At 70.7% G+C, this 15,904-nt stretch carries 10 protein-coding genes; 5 read left to right on the plus strand and 5 right to left on the minus strand.

The window, feature by feature from the left end:
* Positions 1-12: 12 nt before the first annotated feature.
* From aceE to AB8A24_RS34650, 5 genes are all read right to left on the minus strand, one after another.
* Positions 13-2,697: a pyruvate dehydrogenase (acetyl-transferring), homodimeric type gene (gene aceE / locus AB8A24_RS34630; RefSeq protein ID WP_328963632.1), complete on the minus strand. Its 2,685-nt coding sequence runs from the start codon at positions 2,695-2,697 to the stop codon at positions 13-15.
* A gap of 230 nt (positions 2,698-2,927) precedes the next feature.
* Positions 2,928-3,551 carry a GntR family transcriptional regulator gene (locus AB8A24_RS34635; RefSeq protein ID WP_030010631.1) on the minus strand — a complete coding sequence of 208 codons (624 nt, stop codon included), beginning with the start codon at positions 3,549-3,551 and terminating at the stop codon, positions 2,928-2,930.
* 222 nt (positions 3,552-3,773) lie between these two features.
* Positions 3,774-5,471: a 2-oxoglutarate dehydrogenase, E2 component, dihydrolipoamide succinyltransferase gene (gene sucB, locus AB8A24_RS34640; protein WP_369478465.1), complete on the minus strand. Its 1,698-nt coding sequence runs from the start codon at positions 5,469-5,471 to the stop codon at positions 3,774-3,776.
* Positions 5,472-5,525: 54 nt separating this feature from the next.
* The gene (gene lpdA / locus AB8A24_RS34645) at positions 5,526-6,914 is read right to left on the minus strand and encodes a dihydrolipoyl dehydrogenase (RefSeq protein WP_030731050.1); all 1,389 of its coding nucleotides are present in this window, start codon (positions 6,912-6,914) and stop codon (positions 5,526-5,528) included.
* Positions 6,915-7,256: 342 nt separating this feature from the next.
* Positions 7,257-8,795, minus strand: a complete 1,539-nt coding sequence (locus AB8A24_RS34650; protein WP_328963634.1) for a leucyl aminopeptidase — start codon at positions 8,793-8,795, stop codon at positions 7,257-7,259.
* Positions 8,796-9,141: 346 nt separating this feature from the next.
* Between AB8A24_RS34650 and AB8A24_RS34655 the strand changes: the two genes are divergently transcribed.
* From AB8A24_RS34655 to AB8A24_RS34675, 5 genes are all read left to right on the plus strand, one after another.
* Positions 9,142-11,169, plus strand: a complete 2,028-nt coding sequence (locus tag AB8A24_RS34655) for a hypothetical protein (RefSeq protein WP_266390822.1) — start codon at positions 9,142-9,144, stop codon at positions 11,167-11,169.
* A gap of 94 nt (positions 11,170-11,263) precedes the next feature.
* Positions 11,264-12,790, plus strand: a complete 1,527-nt coding sequence (gene pelF / locus AB8A24_RS34660) for a GT4 family glycosyltransferase PelF (protein WP_266390819.1) — start codon at positions 11,264-11,266, stop codon at positions 12,788-12,790.
* Positions 12,787-14,346, plus strand: a complete 1,560-nt coding sequence (locus AB8A24_RS34665; RefSeq protein ID WP_328963636.1) for a hypothetical protein — start codon at positions 12,787-12,789, stop codon at positions 14,344-14,346. Before pelF ends, AB8A24_RS34665 begins: the two co-directional genes overlap by 4 nt.
* Positions 14,343-15,038 carry a spherulation-specific family 4 protein gene (locus tag AB8A24_RS34670; protein WP_328963637.1) on the plus strand — a complete coding sequence of 232 codons (696 nt, stop codon included), beginning with the start codon at positions 14,343-14,345 and terminating at the stop codon, positions 15,036-15,038. The genes AB8A24_RS34665 and AB8A24_RS34670 overlap by 4 nt, the downstream gene beginning before the upstream one ends.
* On the plus strand, positions 15,035-15,847 hold the full coding sequence (locus AB8A24_RS34675; RefSeq protein ID WP_369478466.1) for an endo alpha-1,4 polygalactosaminidase: 813 nt from the start codon (positions 15,035-15,037) through the stop codon (positions 15,845-15,847). Before AB8A24_RS34670 ends, AB8A24_RS34675 begins: the two co-directional genes overlap by 4 nt.
* Positions 15,848-15,904: the final 57 nt, after the last annotated feature.

A 15,904-nucleotide genomic window follows, 5' to 3' on the forward strand; every position in this document is an offset into this window, starting at 1 on the left:
TCACTCGGAGCCTCAGAGGCCGTAGCGCTCCCGGGCCTCCTTGACGGCGGACGCCGGCACCTCGCCGCGGCGGGCGAGCTGGGCCAGCGCGGCCACCACGATCGACTGGGCGTCGACACCGAAGTGGCGGCGGGCGCCCTCACGGGTGTCGGACAGACCGAAGCCGTCCGTGCCGAGCGAGGTGTAGTCCTGCTCCACCCACTGGCTGATCTGGTCCGGGACCTGACGCATCCAGTCGGAGACGGCGAGCACCGGGCTGGTGACACCCTCCAGCGCGCGGGTGACGTACGGGGTGCGGACCTCGCCGCGCAGCAGCGCCTCGTCGCACTCCAGCGCGTCGCGCCGCAGCTCGCCCCAGGAGGTGGCGGACCAGACGTCGGCGGCCACGTTCCACTCGGCGGCCAGCAGTTTCTGCGCCTCCAGGATCCAGTGGATCGCGGTACCCGAGGCCATCAGCTGGATCTTCGGGGCGTCGGCGGCCGGGGCCGCCTCCGCCAGGTCCGCCGCCGTGTTGAAGCGGTACAGGCCCTTGAGGATGCCCTCTTCGACGCCCTCCGGCATCGCCGGCTGCACCTTCGGCTCGTTGTAGACCGTGAGGTAGTAGAAGACGTCCTCGGGCTGCTCGCCGTACATGCGGCGCAGACCGTCCTTGACGATCACCGCGATCTCGTACGCGAAGGCCGGGTCGTAGTTGAGCGACGCCGGGTTCGTGGACGCGATCAGGTGCGAGTGGCCGTCCGCGTGCTGCAGGCCCTCACCGGTCAGGGTCGTACGACCGGCGGTGGCGCCGACGATGAAGCCCTTGCCGAGCTGGTCGGCGAGCTGCCACATCTGGTCGGCGGTGCGCTGCCAGCCGAACATCGAGTAGAAGATGTAGAACGGGATCATCGGCTCGCCGTGCGTCGCGTACGACGTGCAGGCGGCGATGAAGTCGGCCATGGCGCCGGCCTCGGTGATCCCCTCGTTGAGGATCTGCCCGTCCTTGGCTTCCTTGTAGTACATGAGCTGGTCGCGGTCGACCGGCTCGTACGTCTGGCCCAGCGGCGAGTAGATGCCGGCCGACGGGAAGAGGGACTCCATACCGAAGGTACGGGCCTCGTCGGGGACGATCGGCACCCAGCGCTTGCCGGTCTCCTTGTCCCGCATCAGGTCCTTGACGAGCCGGACGAAGGCCATGGTGGTGGCCATCTCCTGCTTGCCGGAGCCCTTGAGCAGCGGGGCGAAGGACCGGTCGGCCGGGGCGGGCAGGGCCACGTGCTTGACCTTGCGGGCCGGGGCCGGACCGCCGAGCGCCGCGCGGCGTTCGTTCAGGTACTGGACCTCGGGGCTGTTCGCGCCCGGGTGACCGTACGGGACCTTGCCGTCGGCGAAGGCGCTGTCGGGGATCGGGAGGCCAAGGAGGTCACGCATGTCCTTGAACTCGTCGATCGTCAGCTTCTTCATCTGGTGGTTCGCGTTCTTCGACTCGAACCCGGCACCCAGCGTGTAGCCCTTGACGGTCTGCGCGAGGATGACCGTCGGCGCGCCCTTGTGCTCCAGGGCGGCCTTGTACGCGGCGTAGACCTTGCGGGGCTCGTGGCCGCCGCGGGAGCTGTGGAAGCACTCGGCGATCTTCGCGTCGGAGAGCAGGGCGCCGAGGGCGACGAGCTCGGCGTTGGCGCCGAAGAAGTGCTGGCGGATGTAGGCCACGTCGCGGGTCGCGTACGTCTGGAACTGCGCGTCCGGTACCTCGCGCAGGCGGCGTACGAGGGCGCCCGTGGTGTCGAGCTGGAACAGCTCGTCCCAGGCGGAGCCCCACAGCGACTTGATGACGTTCCAGCCAGCACCGCGGAACTGGGCCTCCAGCTCCTGGACCACGCGGAAGTTGGCGCGGACCGGACCGTCGAGGCGCTGCAGGTTGCAGTTGATGACGAAGGTCAGGTTGTCGAGCTGCTCGCGGGAGGCGAGGGCCAGGGCGGCGGTCGACTCGGGCTCGTCCATCTCGCCGTCGCCCAGGAAGGCCCAGACGTGCGAGTTCGCGGTGTCCTTGATGCTCCGGTTCTGCAGGTAGCGGTTGAACCGCGCCTGGTAGATCGCGGAGAGCGGGCCGAGGCCCATGGACACCGTCGGGAACTCCCACAGCCACGGCAGGCGCCGCGGGTGCGGGTAGGACGGCAGGCCGTTGCCGCCGGACTCCTGGCGGAAGTTGTCGAGCTGCTGCTCGGAGATCCGGCCGTCGAGGAAGGCGCGGGCGTAGATGCCGGGGGAGGCGTGGCCCTGGATGTAGAGCTGGTCGCCCGATCCGTCGGCCTCCTTCCCGCGGAAGAAGTGCTGGAAGCCGGTCTCGTAGAGCCACGCGGCGGAGGCGAAGGTGGCGATGTGGCCACCGACGCCGTACTTGGAGCCGCGGGTCACCATGGCGGCCGCGTTCCAGCGGTTCCACGCGGTGATCTTGGCTTCCATCTCCTCGTCACCGGGGAACTCGGGCTCCGCGGCGGTCGGGATGGTGTTGACGTAGTCCGTCTCCAGCAGCTTCGGCAGGGCGAGGCCGGCGGCCTCGGCGTGCTGGAGCGTGCGGCGGAGCAGGTATTCGGCGCGGCGCGTACCGGCGGCCTGTGCGACGGCGTCGAGGGAGGCCGCCCATTCGGCGGTCTCCTCGGTGTCGCGATCCGGGAGCTGGTCGAGCTCGCTCGGAAGCTTTCCTACGGGGTCGGACATTGCTGTGCGCCGCCTTCCGGACAAAGGAGAGGTGGTGAAAAAATCCCTGACGGGCAGGACAGGGTCGGTGGACCTGGTTGAGGCCCGCGACGACTGTAAATCGCTGATCGATGATCGATCAAATAAAAGTGACAATGAAACGTCCATCCGGCGAAAGTCGGCACCGCGTGCCAGAGAAAAAGGCACGCGGTGCCGGGCAAACGCGGACAAACAGGCCCGCCCTCAGTCGATCAAGCGCGCGGGGCGCACCCCAGGACATGCCGCTTCACGAGCAGACCGATGTCCGGATCCTGACTGCGGAACGCCTCGACGAGAGCCTCGTGCTCCTCGGCGTACGACTTCTGCACGGTCCCCAGCCAGCGGATGGACAGCGCCGTGAAGACCTCGATGCCCAGGCTCTCCCAGGTGTGCAGCAGCACGCTGTTCCCGGCGGCCCGCACCATCTCCCGGTGGAACCCGACGGTGTGCCGCACCTGCGCGGTCCCGTCCTCGGTCCGGTCGGCCTCCCACAGCGCCGCCACGTGCGGCTCCAGCGCGGAGCAGTCGCTCGCCAGCCGCGGCGCGGCCAGCTCGGCCGCGATCTGCTCCAGACCGGCCCGGACCGGGTAGATCTCCTCCAGGTCGGCCGCGGAGAGGTTCCGGACGCGCACGCCCTTGTTCGGCGCCGACTCGATCAGCCGCAGCGTCTCCAGCTCGCGCAGGGCCTCCCGTACGGGGGTCTGGCTGACCTCCAGCTCCACGGCGATCCGGCGCTCGACGATCCGCTCGCCGGGCTTCCAGCGCCCGCTGACGATCCCCTCCACGATGTGCTCGCGGATCTGCTCGCGCAGCGAGTGCACGACGGGTGGGGTGATCATCGGGGCTTCATCTCCTGTGGGGCGCGCAGGGGGGTGATGCGTAGACAATACGGCCGAGTAGCCCCCACCGGATGCGTTCCCGGTCGGGGACGCCGGGTGAGGCTGGTTACAACAGGCTCCGGACCAGGGCTCCCAGAGGCGTACGACGACGGCGCCCCCGCCCGGAGGGTGTTCCGGGCGAGGGCGCCGTGTGCGACAGCCGGGGCTGTGCGGTGAGCCTTACAGGCCGAGCTCGACCTCGAACTCGCCGGCCTCGAGGATCGCCTTGACGGCCGAGAGGTACCGGGCCGCGTCCGCGCCGTCCACCAGGCGGTGGTCGTAGGACAGGGTCAGGTACGTCATGTCGCGGATGCCGATGTTCGTGCCCTCGGCGGTCTCGATGACCACCGGGCGCTTCACCGTGGCACCGATGCCCAGGATGGCGACCTGGTTCGGGGGCACGATGACCGTGTCGAACAGCGCACCGCGCGAGCCGGTGTTGCTGATGGTGAAGGTCGCGCCCGACAGCTCGTCCGGCGTGATCTTGTTGCCGCGGACCTTGGCGGCCAGGTCGGCGGTCGCCTTGGAGATGCCCGCCAGGTTGAGGTCACCGGCACCCTTGATGACCGGGGTCATCAGGCCCTTCTCGGAGTCCACGGCGATGCCGATGTTCTCCGAGTCGAAGTAGGTGATGGTGCCCTCGTCCTCGTTGATCCGGGCGTTGACGACCGCGTGGGCCTTCAGCGCCTGGGCAGCGGCCTTGACGAAGAACGGCATCGGCGAGAGCTTGACGCCCTCACGGGCCAGGAACGCGCCCTTGGCCTTCTCGCGCAGCTTCATGATCTTGGTGATGTCCACCTCGACCACGGAGCTGAGCTGAGCCTGCGAGTGCAGGGCCTTCATCATGTTGTCGCCGATGACCTTGCGCATGCGGGTCATCTTGACCGTCTGACCGCGCAGCTCGGACACCGCGGCGGCCGGAGCCTTCGCGGCCGGAGCGGCGGCGGCCGGCGCCGGGGCGGCGGCAGCGGCCTTGGCGGCCTCGGCGGCGGCCAGGACGTCCTGCTTGCGGATACGGCCACCGACACCGGTGCCCGAGACCGTGGACAGGTTGACGCCGGACTCCGAGGCGAGCTTGCGCACCAGCGGGGTCACGTACGCGGCCTCGTCACCGGCGGACGCCGGAGCGGCGGCCGGAGCGGCCGGAGCCGGGGCCACGGGGGCGACCGGAGCCGGAGCGGCGACCGGGGCGGCGGCCTGGACCGGAGCCGGAGCGGCCACGGGGGCCGGGGCGGCAGCCGGAGCCGGGGCGGCCGGAGCGGCACCAGCGGCGCCGATGACGGCCAGGACGGTGCCGACCTCGGCGGTCTCGTCCTCGTTGATCCGGATCTCCAGCAGGGTGCCGGCGACCGGCGCGGGGATCTCGGTGTCGACCTTGTCCGTGGAGACCTCGAGCAGCGGCTCGTCGGCCTCGACGGACTCGCCGACCTGCTTCAGCCAGCGGGTGACGGTGCCCTCGGTGACGGACTCGCCCAGGGCGGGGAGCACGACATCGGTGCCGGACGCGGCCGGAGCGGCGGCGGCGGGCGCCTCGGCGGCGGGAGCCGGGGCCGCGGGGGCCTCGGCGACCGGAGCCGGAGCGGCCGCAGGGGCCTCGGCGGCGGCCGGCTCGGCGGCCGGGGCCGCAGCAGGAGCGCCGGAGCCGTCGTCGATGACGGCCAGCTCGGCGCCGACCTCGACGGTCTCGTCCTCGGCGACCTTGATCGAGGCCAGGATGCCCGACACGGGGGAGGGGATCTCGGTGTCGACCTTGTCGGTCGAGACCTCGAGCAGCGGCTCGTCGGCCTCGACGCGCTCGCCCTCGGCCTTCAGCCAGCGGGTGACAGTGCCCTCGGTGACGCTCTCACCGAGCGCCGGAAGGGTTACGGAAACCGACATGGTTTCAGTTGCTCCTAACGAAAGTGCGGAAGTGGTCGTCGCGCCCGTGACGAATTAGTCGTGGGAGTGAAGCGGCTTGCCGGCCAGGGCCAGGTGGGCCTCGCCCATCGCTTCGTTCTGGGTCGGGTGCGCGTGGATGAGCTGCGCGACCTCGGCCGGCAGAGCTTCCCAGTTGTAGATCAGCTGGGCCTCGCCGACCTGCTCGCCCATCCGGTCACCGACCATGTGGACGCCGACCACGGCACCATCCTTGACCTGGACGAGCTTGATCTCGCCCGCGGTCTTGAGGATCTTGCTCTTGCCGTTGCCCGCCAGGTTGTACTTCAGGGCCACGACCTTGTCCGCGCCGTAGATCTCCTTGGCCTTGGCCTCGGTGATGCCGACGGAAGCGACCTCGGGGTGGCAGTAGGTGACGCGCGGGACACCGTCGTAGTCGATCGGGACGGCCTTGAGACCGGCCAGACGCTCTGCGACCAGGATGCCCTCGGCGAAGCCGACGTGCGCGAGCTGGAGGGTGGGGACGAGGTCACCGACGGCCGAGATGGTCGGCACGTTGGTCTGCATGTACTCGTCGACCAGGACGTAGCCGCGGTCCATCGCGACGCCCTGCTCCTCGTAGCCCAGACCCTGCGAGACGGGGCCGCGACCCACCGCGACCAGCAGCACCTCGGCCTCGAAGGTCTTGCCGTCGACCAGCGTCACGCGGACGCCGTTCTCCGTGTACTCGGCCTTGTCGAAGAAGGTGCCCAGGTTGAACTTGATGCCGCGCTTGCGGAACGCGCGCTCCAGCAGCTTCGAGCTGTTCTCGTCCTCGACCGGCACGAGGTGCTTGAGGCCCTCGATGACGGTGATGTCGGAGCCGAAGGACTTCCACGCCGAGGCGAACTCGACGCCGATGACGCCGCCGCCCAGGACGATCGCCGACTCGGGGACGCGGTCCAGGACCAGCGCGTGGTCCGAGGAGATGATGCGGTTGCCGTCGATGTTCAGGCCCGGCAGCGACTTCGGCACGGAGCCGGTCGCCAGCAGGATGTGGCGGCCCTGGATGCGCCGGCCGTTCACGTCGACGGAAGTCGGGGAGGAGAGGCGGCCCTCTCCCTCGATGTAGGTCACCTTGCGGGAGGCGACCAGGCCCTGCAGACCCTTGTACAGGCCCGAGATGACCTCGTCCTTGTACTTGTGGACACCCGCGATGTCGATTCCCTCGAAGGAGGTCTTGACACCGAACTGGGCGGCTTCACGCGCCTGGTCCGCGATCTCGCCCGCGTGCAGCAGAGCCTTCGTGGGGATGCAGCCGTTGTGCAGGCAGGTGCCGCCGAGCTTGTTCTTCTCGATCAGGGCAACGTCCAGACCCAGCTGGGATGCGCGCAGCGCCGCGGCGTAACCGCCACTGCCACCGCCGAGGATCACTAGGTCGAAAACGGTGCTGGCGTCGTTCGCCACGTCACGTCCTCCATGCATGTGCGCCGGGCACCGGTCCTCTGTGACCGGGCGGCGGCTGGTATACGGCCGCTTGTTTCTTCGGCCCTGTGGTGGGGGCCCTGTCCTGCCGAGAACCCATCTTCGCATTTGTCGGGGGAACACGGGACGCCGGGCCCACGATGTGATCGGGCGATCAGCCCGGACCGCGGGTTACCTGTGCGTAGGTACCTACCGAGATACCTACCGATTCCTTCAGGTTTCGTCGTGAGACGGACGCGGACGGGACACGGACGGGACACGGACGAAAAGCACCCCGGGCCGTGACCCGGCCCGGGGTGCGTCACATCACATCGAACGAGGTCGTCAGCCGAGGTCGCCCGTGGCCGTGCGCTCGGCCAGCCGCACCAGGGTGCGGACGGCGGAGCCGGTGCCGCCCTTGGGGGTGTAGCCGTGCGGCGCGCCCTCGTGGAAGGCCGGGCCGGCGATGTCGAGGTGGGCCCAGGTGATGCCCTCGCCGACGAACTCCTGGAGGAACAGGCCGGCCACCAGGCCGCCACCCATGCGGACACCCATGTTCGCGATGTCGGCGGTGGGGGAGTCCATGGTCTTGCGCAGCTCGGCGGGGAGCGGCATCGGCCAGGAGGACTCGCCGACCTCCTCGGCGATCTCGTGGATCGACGTACGGAAGGCGTCGTCGTTCGACATGATGCCGAAGGTGCGGTCACCGAGGGCGAGCACCATGGCACCCGTCAGGGTGGCGACGTCGACGATCGCGTCCGGGTTGTCCTCGGAGGCCTTGGTCAGCGCGTCACCGAGGACCAGTCGGCCCTCGGCGTCCGTGTTGAGGACCTCGACGGTCTTGCCGCTGTACATGCGCAGCACGTCACCGGGCTTGGTGGCGGAGCCGGACGGCATGTTCTCGGCGAGCGCGAGCCAGCCGGTGACGTTGACCCGCAGGCCCAGCTTCGCGGCCGCGACCACGGAGGCGAAGACGGCGGCGGCGCCGGCCATGTCGCACTTCATCGTCTCGTTGTGGCCGGCCGGCTTCAGGGAGATGCCGCCCGAGTCGTAGGTGATGCCCTTGCCGACGAAGGCCAGGGTCTTCTCCGCCTTAGGGTGCGTGTACGTGAGCTTCACCAGGCGCGGCAGGTTCTCGGAACCCTTGCCGACGCCCATGATGCCGCCGTAGCCGCCCTTGATCAGGGCCTTCTCGTCCAGCACCTGGACCTTGATGCCGTTCTCCTTCGCGGCCGCGGAGGCGACCGCGGCGAAGGCCTCGGGAGTCAGGTCGTTCGGCGGGGTGTTCACCAGGTCACGGGCGACGTTGACCTCGGCCGCCACGACCGCGGCGCGCTCGATCGCGGCCTTGTGCTCCTTGTCGCGGGGCTTGGCACCCAGCAGGGCCACCTCGGCCAGCGGGGCCTTCGGGGCGGCGCCCTTGGCCTCCTTGCGGGCCTTGTTCTCGCCGCCCTGGTAGGCGGTGAACGCGTACGCGCCCAGCAGCGCGCCCTCGGCGACGGCGGTGACCGCCGAGGCGTCCTCCAGCGGGAGGGCGAAGGCGGCCTTCTTGCTGCCGTGCAGCGCGCGGGCGGCGGCGCCGGCGGCGCGGCGCAGCACCTCCTCGTCGAACGACTCGTCCTTCTCGGGGACGGAGCCGAGCCCCACCGCCAGCACGACCGGGACCTTGAGGCCCGCCGGGGCCGGCAGCTTGGTGATCTCGCCTTCGGCGCCCGAGGCGCCCAGCGCGTCGAGGACGCCGGCGAGCTTACCGTCGTACGCCTTGTCCACGGCCTCGGCGCCCGCGGCGACGATCGGTCCCTTGGGGCCCTTCGCCACGCCGACCACGAGGGCGTCGGCGCGGAGCGTCGCCGCGCCGGCAGTGCTGAGAGTCAGAGCAGTCACGGTGGTGAAGTCTCGCTTCCGTTTGTGTGTGTGGGCCGAGTGGGTGGACGGCCATCCGTAGCGATCGTATTCGGGCCCGACAGCCGCCAGAAATGAGCCTACGCGTACGCGCTCGTCCGTACGTCACTCGAAGGTTTGGCAAGTTGTTCGATCAAGCGGCCATCAGGTTCACCCATCTGTGGACTCTGCTCCAGGTTTGCCTCGTAGACCTGACGAGGTCCGAAAGACTCGGTCCACTCTCGCAAGGGGACGCGGGGTTCCTTTGCATGATTTCCACAGAGCCTCCCAGGTCCGGCTGTCCGCCAAGGGCCGAGTCGAGGGATGCCTGCGGGGGGAAAGGCCGAAAATGGTCAACAAGAACCGGATGAACAGGGTCGCCGCGATGATGGCGGCAGCTGCCCTGGTATCCGTGGCAGTACCCGCCGCGACCGCCCAGGCGGCCGCGACACCACGCGTCGATCTGAAGGTGCTGGTCGTCGACGACGGCGGCAGCTCGGTCGAGGCGATCACCGCGGAACTCCGCGACACGGGGGTGCCCTACACCCGCGTACAGCTGGGCAGCAGCGGCCGCCCGGTCATCAACGCGGGCTTCCTCAGCGACACCGTGGACGGCCGTCCGCGCGCCAAGTACCAGGGTGTCGTCCTGCCGAACGAGAACCCGTTCGGCGAGGGCTCGGCCGAGATGGCCGCCCTCACCGCCTACGAGACGACCTACGGCATCCGCCAGGTCGACGCCTACACCTGGGCCCACCCGGGCGTCGGGCTGGAATACACGGACAACGGCGGCTACAGCGGACAGCTCGACGGCACCCAGGCCGCCGTCACCACCGCCGGCAAGTCGGGCCCCTTCGCCTACCTCGGCGGCCAGGTCACCTTCGAGGACAACTCGGCCCTGGTCCCCGAGAGCTTCGGCTTCATGGGCAAGCCGCGCCCCGGCTACACCAGCTACGTCGACGCGCCCGTCGGCTCCGGCCGGGCCTCGCTCGTCGGCGAGTACACGCACGACGGCCGCAGCGAACTGGTCGTCACCTTCGGCTACAACCAGTACCAGCAGCAGTTCCGGCTGCTCGCCCGCGGCATCGTCGACTGGCTGACCCAGGGGGTGCACCTCGGCCAGAGCCGCAACTACTTCGCGGTCCACGTCGACGACGTCTTCGCCCCCGACGCCCGCTGGAACAAAGACCTGAACTGTACGCCGGGCGACTACGCCTGCGCGGGCGGCGAGGGCAAGGAGAGCACCATCCGGATGAGTGCCGCCGACGCCGTGTACGCGGCGCAGTGGCAGACGTCGAAGAACTTCAAGCTCGACATGCTCTTCAACGGCGGTGCCGGGGAGGAGTGGAAGGCCGAGAACGGCGGCGTCGACGCGCTGACCGCCCAGCTCGTCGCCGACCGCGCCAAGTACCGCTGGATGAACCACACCTACACCCACCCGTTCCTCGGCTGCGTCCAGAACACCACCGTCACCCCGTGGACCTGTACGAAGAACTCCGCCGGCGCGATCCAGTACATGAGCCGCGCCGAGATCTCCGCCCAGATCCGCGACAACAACAACTGGGCCGCCACCAAGGGCATCACCACGGACAAGACCGAACTGGTCACCGGTGAACACTCGGGCCTCAAGACCGCACCGCAGCAGCCCGTGGACAACCCCAACCTGGCCGGCGCCCTCGCCGACAACGGGGTCAAGTGGGCGGGCAGCGACAACTCCCGCGAACCCGCGCAGCGCGCGGTCGGCGCCGCCCTCACGGTCCCCCGGCACCCGATGAACGTGTACTACAACACGGGCACCAACGCCGAGATGGCCGACGAGTACAACTGGATCTACACCAGCCGCGCCCAGGGCGGAAGCGGCGTCTGCGAGGACAACCCGGCGACCTCCACCTGCCTGCCGGCCGCGCTGAACGTCAACACCGGCTACCTCGACACCATCGTCCCGGCCGAGGCCCGCACCGCCCTGCGCCACGTCCTGGCCAACGACCCGCGGCCGCACTACGTCCACCAGTCCAACCTCGCCGAGGACCGGACCCTCTACCCGGTGCTCAACCAGGTCCTCGACACCTACCGCGCCCTGTACGCCCCCAGCGCGCCGATCGTGAACCAGAGCATGAAGGACACCGGCGTCGAGTTCCAGCGCCGCGCCGCCTGGGACAAGGCCATCGCGGACGGCAAGGTCACCGCCTACCGCATCGGCAAGGACGTCACCATCAAGGCGCCCTCCGGGATCGTCGCCCCGGTGACCGCCCCCACCGGCACCAAGAAGCAACTGCTGCTCGGCACCGCCGACTTCGGCACCGCGTACGCCGGTACCCGCTCCGCCTGGGCCGGTCCGGAGCTGCTCCAGAGCGCCGTCACGCTCAAGCTGCCCAGCTGACCGTCCCGCAAGCCACCACGAGTACCACCTAGCGCCGGCGCTCCGCGAAACCCACGGGCGCCGGCCCCTTTTCCGTCCTGGGGGGACACACCGCATGAGTCATGGGCGTCACGTCACCATGCTCACCGAAGGCACCTACCCGCACGTCCACGGGGGCGTCAGCACCTGGTGCGACCAACTGGTGCGAGGTATGCCGGAGGTCGACTTCAACGTCATAGCCCTGACCGGCTCCGGACGAGAGCCGGTCACCTGGGAACTGCCCCGCAACGTCTACCGGCACACCGCCTTCCCGCTGTGGGGGCCGCTCCCGTCCCGCAGCCGCCGGTCCGCCCTGCGCGGCAGGGCCCACCGCCGCTTCACCGAGGTCTACGAGAGCTTCCTGCTCTCCCTGCTCGACCCCGAGCCCGATCCCGCCCGGCACAGCTTCTCCGAAGCCCTGCGCGAACTGGCCGTCCTGGCTCGGGCCGGAAAGCTCGCACCGGCCCTGCGCTCCGAGTCCGTCCTACGGCTGCTGATGACCGTATGGACCCGGCCCGGACTCGTCACCGCCGAGGCCGCGCCCACCATCCACGACGCGCTCACCGCCACCGACCTGCTGGAACACGCACTGCGCCCGCTCGGTGTCCGGATCCCGCCCGACAGCGTCGCCCACGCCGTCAGCAGCGGCCTCGCCACCCTCCCGGCCCTCGCCGCCAAGTACCTCGACGGGGTCCCCTTCCTGCTCACCGAGCACGGCATCTACCTGCGCGAGCGCTACCTCGGCTATCGCAGCGCCGCCCAGCGCTGGCCCGTCAAGGCCCTCATGCTCGGCTTCTACCGCGAACTCAACACCGAGGGCTACCGGCAGGCCGACCTGATCACCCCGTGCAACCAGTACAACCGCCGCTGGGAGGAACGCGGAGGCGCCGAATCCGACCGCATCCGCACCGTCTACAACGGCGTCGACCCGCACGCCTTCCCCGAGGCCGGACCCGAACCCGACGTGCCCACCCTCAGCTGGTGCGGCCGCATCGACCCGATCAAGGACCTCGAAACCCTCATCCGGGCCTACGCCTTCATGCGCGAGGAACTGCCCGCCCTGCGGCTGCGCCTCTTCGGCCCGGTGCCGGCCGGCTGCGAGGAGTACAAGCTCCGCCTGGAGAAGCTCGCCGCCGAACTCGGCGTGACCGACGGGATCACCTACGAGGGCCGCATCGACCAGGTGGCGCAGGCCTACGCGGCCGGCAGCGTCGTCATGCTCTCCTCCATCAGCGAGGGCTTCCCCTTCAGCATCATCGAAGCCATGTCCTGCGGCCGCACCACCGTCTCCACCGACGTCGGCGGAGTCCGCGAGGCCGTCGGCGACACCGGCCTCGTCGTCCCGCCGCGCGAACCCGAGACCATGGCCCGTGCCACCCTCGCCCTGCTCCGCGACGACCGACGCCGGGCCGAGCTCGGCCGGATGTCCCGCAAGCGGGTCGTGGAGAAGTTCACCCTCCACCAGTCCGTGGACGGCTTCCGGCACATCTACCGCGAACTCGCCGGCCAGCCCGTCCTGCCCGTCCACGCGGGCGACGAATGGACCCAGCGGCTCGCCGACCCCTGGTACCGCGAACTCGCCGCCGACGGGAGCCTGTGGTGAGCGGATCCCTCTGGCTCAAACCACCCGGCTCCGGCTCCGGCCCCTGCGCCGACACGCTCCCGGCCGTCCCCCGGCCGCGCCGCGGCGCCGACGTCACCGCGGCCGATGCCGCCGCCGACCCCATGGACGAACTCGCCGAACGCCTCGACGTGTTCATCGCCTCGGCCGTGCACCCCGACGAGATCGCCGCCATCCTCGAATCCGACGGCATGACGGACGAGTACATCCGGCTCACCTACGGCCGGCACGACTCCTTCGGACTCGCCGAGGAGCTCTACGCCCGGGTGCCCCGCTCCTTCCCGGAGCCGGGCGCCGCCCCCGACCCCTGGAAGGTGTCCCTCACCGCCTGCCTGCTGCGCGGGGTGATCTTCGCCCTGCCCGGCCTGGCCTACCTGCTCGGCGCGCCCCTGCTCGAAGGCCCGCAGGACCGCCTCGGCCTGCCCGCCGGGACCCTGACCCTGCTCGCCGGCGCGCTCATCGGCTGGGTCTGGGACCAGACCCTGTCCCACCGGGCCTACTCCTGGCTCGGCCTCGGCGACCGGGGCGCCGCCGGGCGGACCCTGCTCATCGGCGCCCCCGTCGGCGCCCTGCTGGGCACCGCCGCCGCGCTGTCGGTGCCCGGCGGGCCCCCGTTCTCCTACGCCTTCGCCGCCGGGCAGGCCCTCTACGTCGGGGCCGCCACCGTCCTGCTGGTCCTCGGCCGGGAACGGGTCCTGCTCTGCGCACTCGCCCCGATGGCCGTCGGAGCACTGCTCGCGCTCTTCGTCGACCTGCCCGTACCGGTCCGGGTGACCCTGCTCGTGACGTCCCTGCTGGCCGCCTGCGCCCTGGCCCTACGGGAACTCCCGCTGGCCGACGGGCTACGGGCCGCCGCGCAGCGGATCCGCACCTCGGCGGCCCGCCGCCCCGGCCAGGGCCCCGTGCGCTGGCAGATGCTGCGCGGAGCCGAGGAGGACTTCGCGCCCCGCGGACCCCGGATCGGGGACTCGGTCCCCTACGGGGTCTTCGGCCTCGGCACCGGCCTGCTCGTGCTGTACGCCGCCCTCGGCGAGGTCCTCGCCGGAGGCCCCGCAGAAGCGGTCGCCGCCCCCTCGGCGGTGGCCCTCACCCTCAGCATGGGCCCGGCCGAATGGCTGCTCCACCGGTTCCGCAGCGGGAGCCTCTCCGGGCTCCAGGGGGCCCGCTCGCCGCGGGCCTTCCGGCGCCGGATGCTCGCCACCCTGACCCGGTGCCTGGCCGTCTACCTTTCCGTCCTGCTGGCCCTGGGGCTGGTCGGCACCCTGCTCTGGCCCGACGCCCCCGTCCTCACCGGGGTCCGGATCGCGACCCTGCTGCTGCTCGGGGCCGTCATGTGGACCGGGCTGCTGCTGCAGTCCTTCGGAGCCGTCCGGCCCGCGGCCGTCGTCTGTTCCTCGGCCGCCGTCGCCCAGAGCCTGGCCCTGCTGACCGGGCTGGGCCAACCCCGCGCTGTCCAACTGGTCGTGGCCGGCGCGGCCGCCGCCGTCCTGGCCGCCCTGGTCTGCCTGCTCCTCGGCCGCGCGACCGCCCACCGATGACGCACCATCCGTCCGAGAAGAAGGACCCCATGCTGCTGGTGCCCCTCTACGAGCATCCCGCCGACCGGCCGGAAGCCTGGGAGCGGCTCATCCGCTCCGCCGGCCGGCTGCACTCGGTGGTCCTCAACCCCGACAGCGGACCGGGCGCCGCCCGCGACGAACGCTTCGCCGCCGTCGCCGAGCGGTTGCACGAGGTCGGCGTACCCGTCCTCGGATACGCCGACACCGACTACGGTCGGCGCCCGCACGCCGAGGTGGTGCAGGACCTGCTGCGCCACCGCGACTGGTACGCCACCGACGGGGCCTTCCTCGACCAGGCCTCCGCCGACCCGGAGCTGCTCCCGCACTACGGGCGGCTCGTGGTGGCCGCCCGGGCCGCGGGCGCCCAGACCCTCGTCCTCAACCACGGGGTCCACCCGCACCCCGGCTACGCCGAACTCGCCGACCTGCTCGTCACCTTCGAGGGCCCCTGGGACGCCTACCGGGACGCGGCCGCCGTACCGCCCTGGACCGCCGACCATCCGGCCCAGCGGTTCTGCCACCTCGTGTACGGGGTCCCGCCGGGCGCGCTCGCCGCCCGACTCGCCGAGGAACTCGCCGCCGAACGCGGAGCCGGGGTGCACTGCGCCGTCCCCGGCAGCGGCGCCCACCCCTGGGGGACCTTGCCGTACGCCCTGGAGGCGGCGGGATGAGGAAGCTCGCACTCCTGCTGGCCGTGCCCCTGCTGCTGCTCGCCGCCTGTACGAGCCCCTCGCCCGAACCGGAACGGGACGAGCTGTCGCCCGACCCGGCGCCGGGGGAGCGGTGGCAGCCGAAGCCGGGCGTCGGCTGGCAGTGGCAGCTCACCGGGAAGCTCGACACCTCGGTGAAGGCGGCCGTCTACGACATCGACGGGTTCAACACGACGAAGGAGCAGCTCGCCATCCTGAAGAAGGACGGCCGCAAGACCATCTGCTACCTCTCCACCGGCGCCTGGGAGGACTTCCGCCCGGACGCCGACGCCTTCCCGAAGGCACTGCTCGGCGAGGGCAACGGCTGGGACGGCGAACGCTGGCTGGACATCCGGGCCCTGGCGGAACTGGAACCGCTGATGGCCAAGCGGTTCGACATGTGCAAGGAGAAGGGCTTCGACGCGGTGGAGCCCGACAACATGGACGGCTACGCCAACCGGTCCGGCTTCCCGCTGACCGCGGACGACCAGCTGAAGTACAACCGCCTGATCGCCCGGCTGGTCCACGACCGGGGCATGTCGGTGGGGCTGAAGAACGACCTGGACCAGATCCCGGAGCTGGTCGGGGACTTCGACTTCGCGGTGAACGAGCAGTGCGTGGAGTACGAGGAGTGCGACCGGTACGTGCCGTTCATCGACGCGGGCAAGGCGGTCTTCCACGTGGAGTACGAGGGCCGCCTGAACCGTTGGTGCCCGCGGGCCCGTGCGGCGAAGCTGAGCTCGATGCAGAAACGGTACGACCTCGACGCCTGGCGCCAGGTCTGCCGATAGCCTCGCCGGCCGCATTCAGGCGGGCCTGGGCCAATTTCAGCCTCGCCGGCGTTTGAG

Origin of the sequence: Streptomyces sp. BF23-19 (genome assembly GCF_041106355.1) — a bacterium.
GTDB lineage: Bacteria > Actinomycetota > Actinomycetes > Streptomycetales > Streptomycetaceae > Streptomyces > Streptomyces virginiae_A.

Coding starts and splice junctions, on each gene's coding strand:
- sucB (WP_369478465.1), bottom strand. CDS start 5,471: ATGTCGGTTTCCGTAACCCTTCCGGCGCTCGGTGAGAGCGTCACCGAG.
- AB8A24_RS34670 (WP_328963637.1), top strand. CDS start 14,343: ATGACGCACCATCCGTCCGAGAAGAAGGACCCCATGCTGCTGGTGCCC.
- aceE (WP_328963632.1), bottom strand. CDS start 2,697: ATGTCCGACCCCGTAGGAAAGCTTCCGAGCGAGCTCGACCAGCTCCCG.
- AB8A24_RS34655 (WP_266390822.1), top strand. CDS start 9,142: ATGGTCAACAAGAACCGGATGAACAGGGTCGCCGCGATGATGGCGGCA.
- AB8A24_RS34675 (WP_369478466.1), top strand. CDS start 15,035: ATGAGGAAGCTCGCACTCCTGCTGGCCGTGCCCCTGCTGCTGCTCGCC.
- pelF (WP_266390819.1), top strand. CDS start 11,264: ATGAGTCATGGGCGTCACGTCACCATGCTCACCGAAGGCACCTACCCG.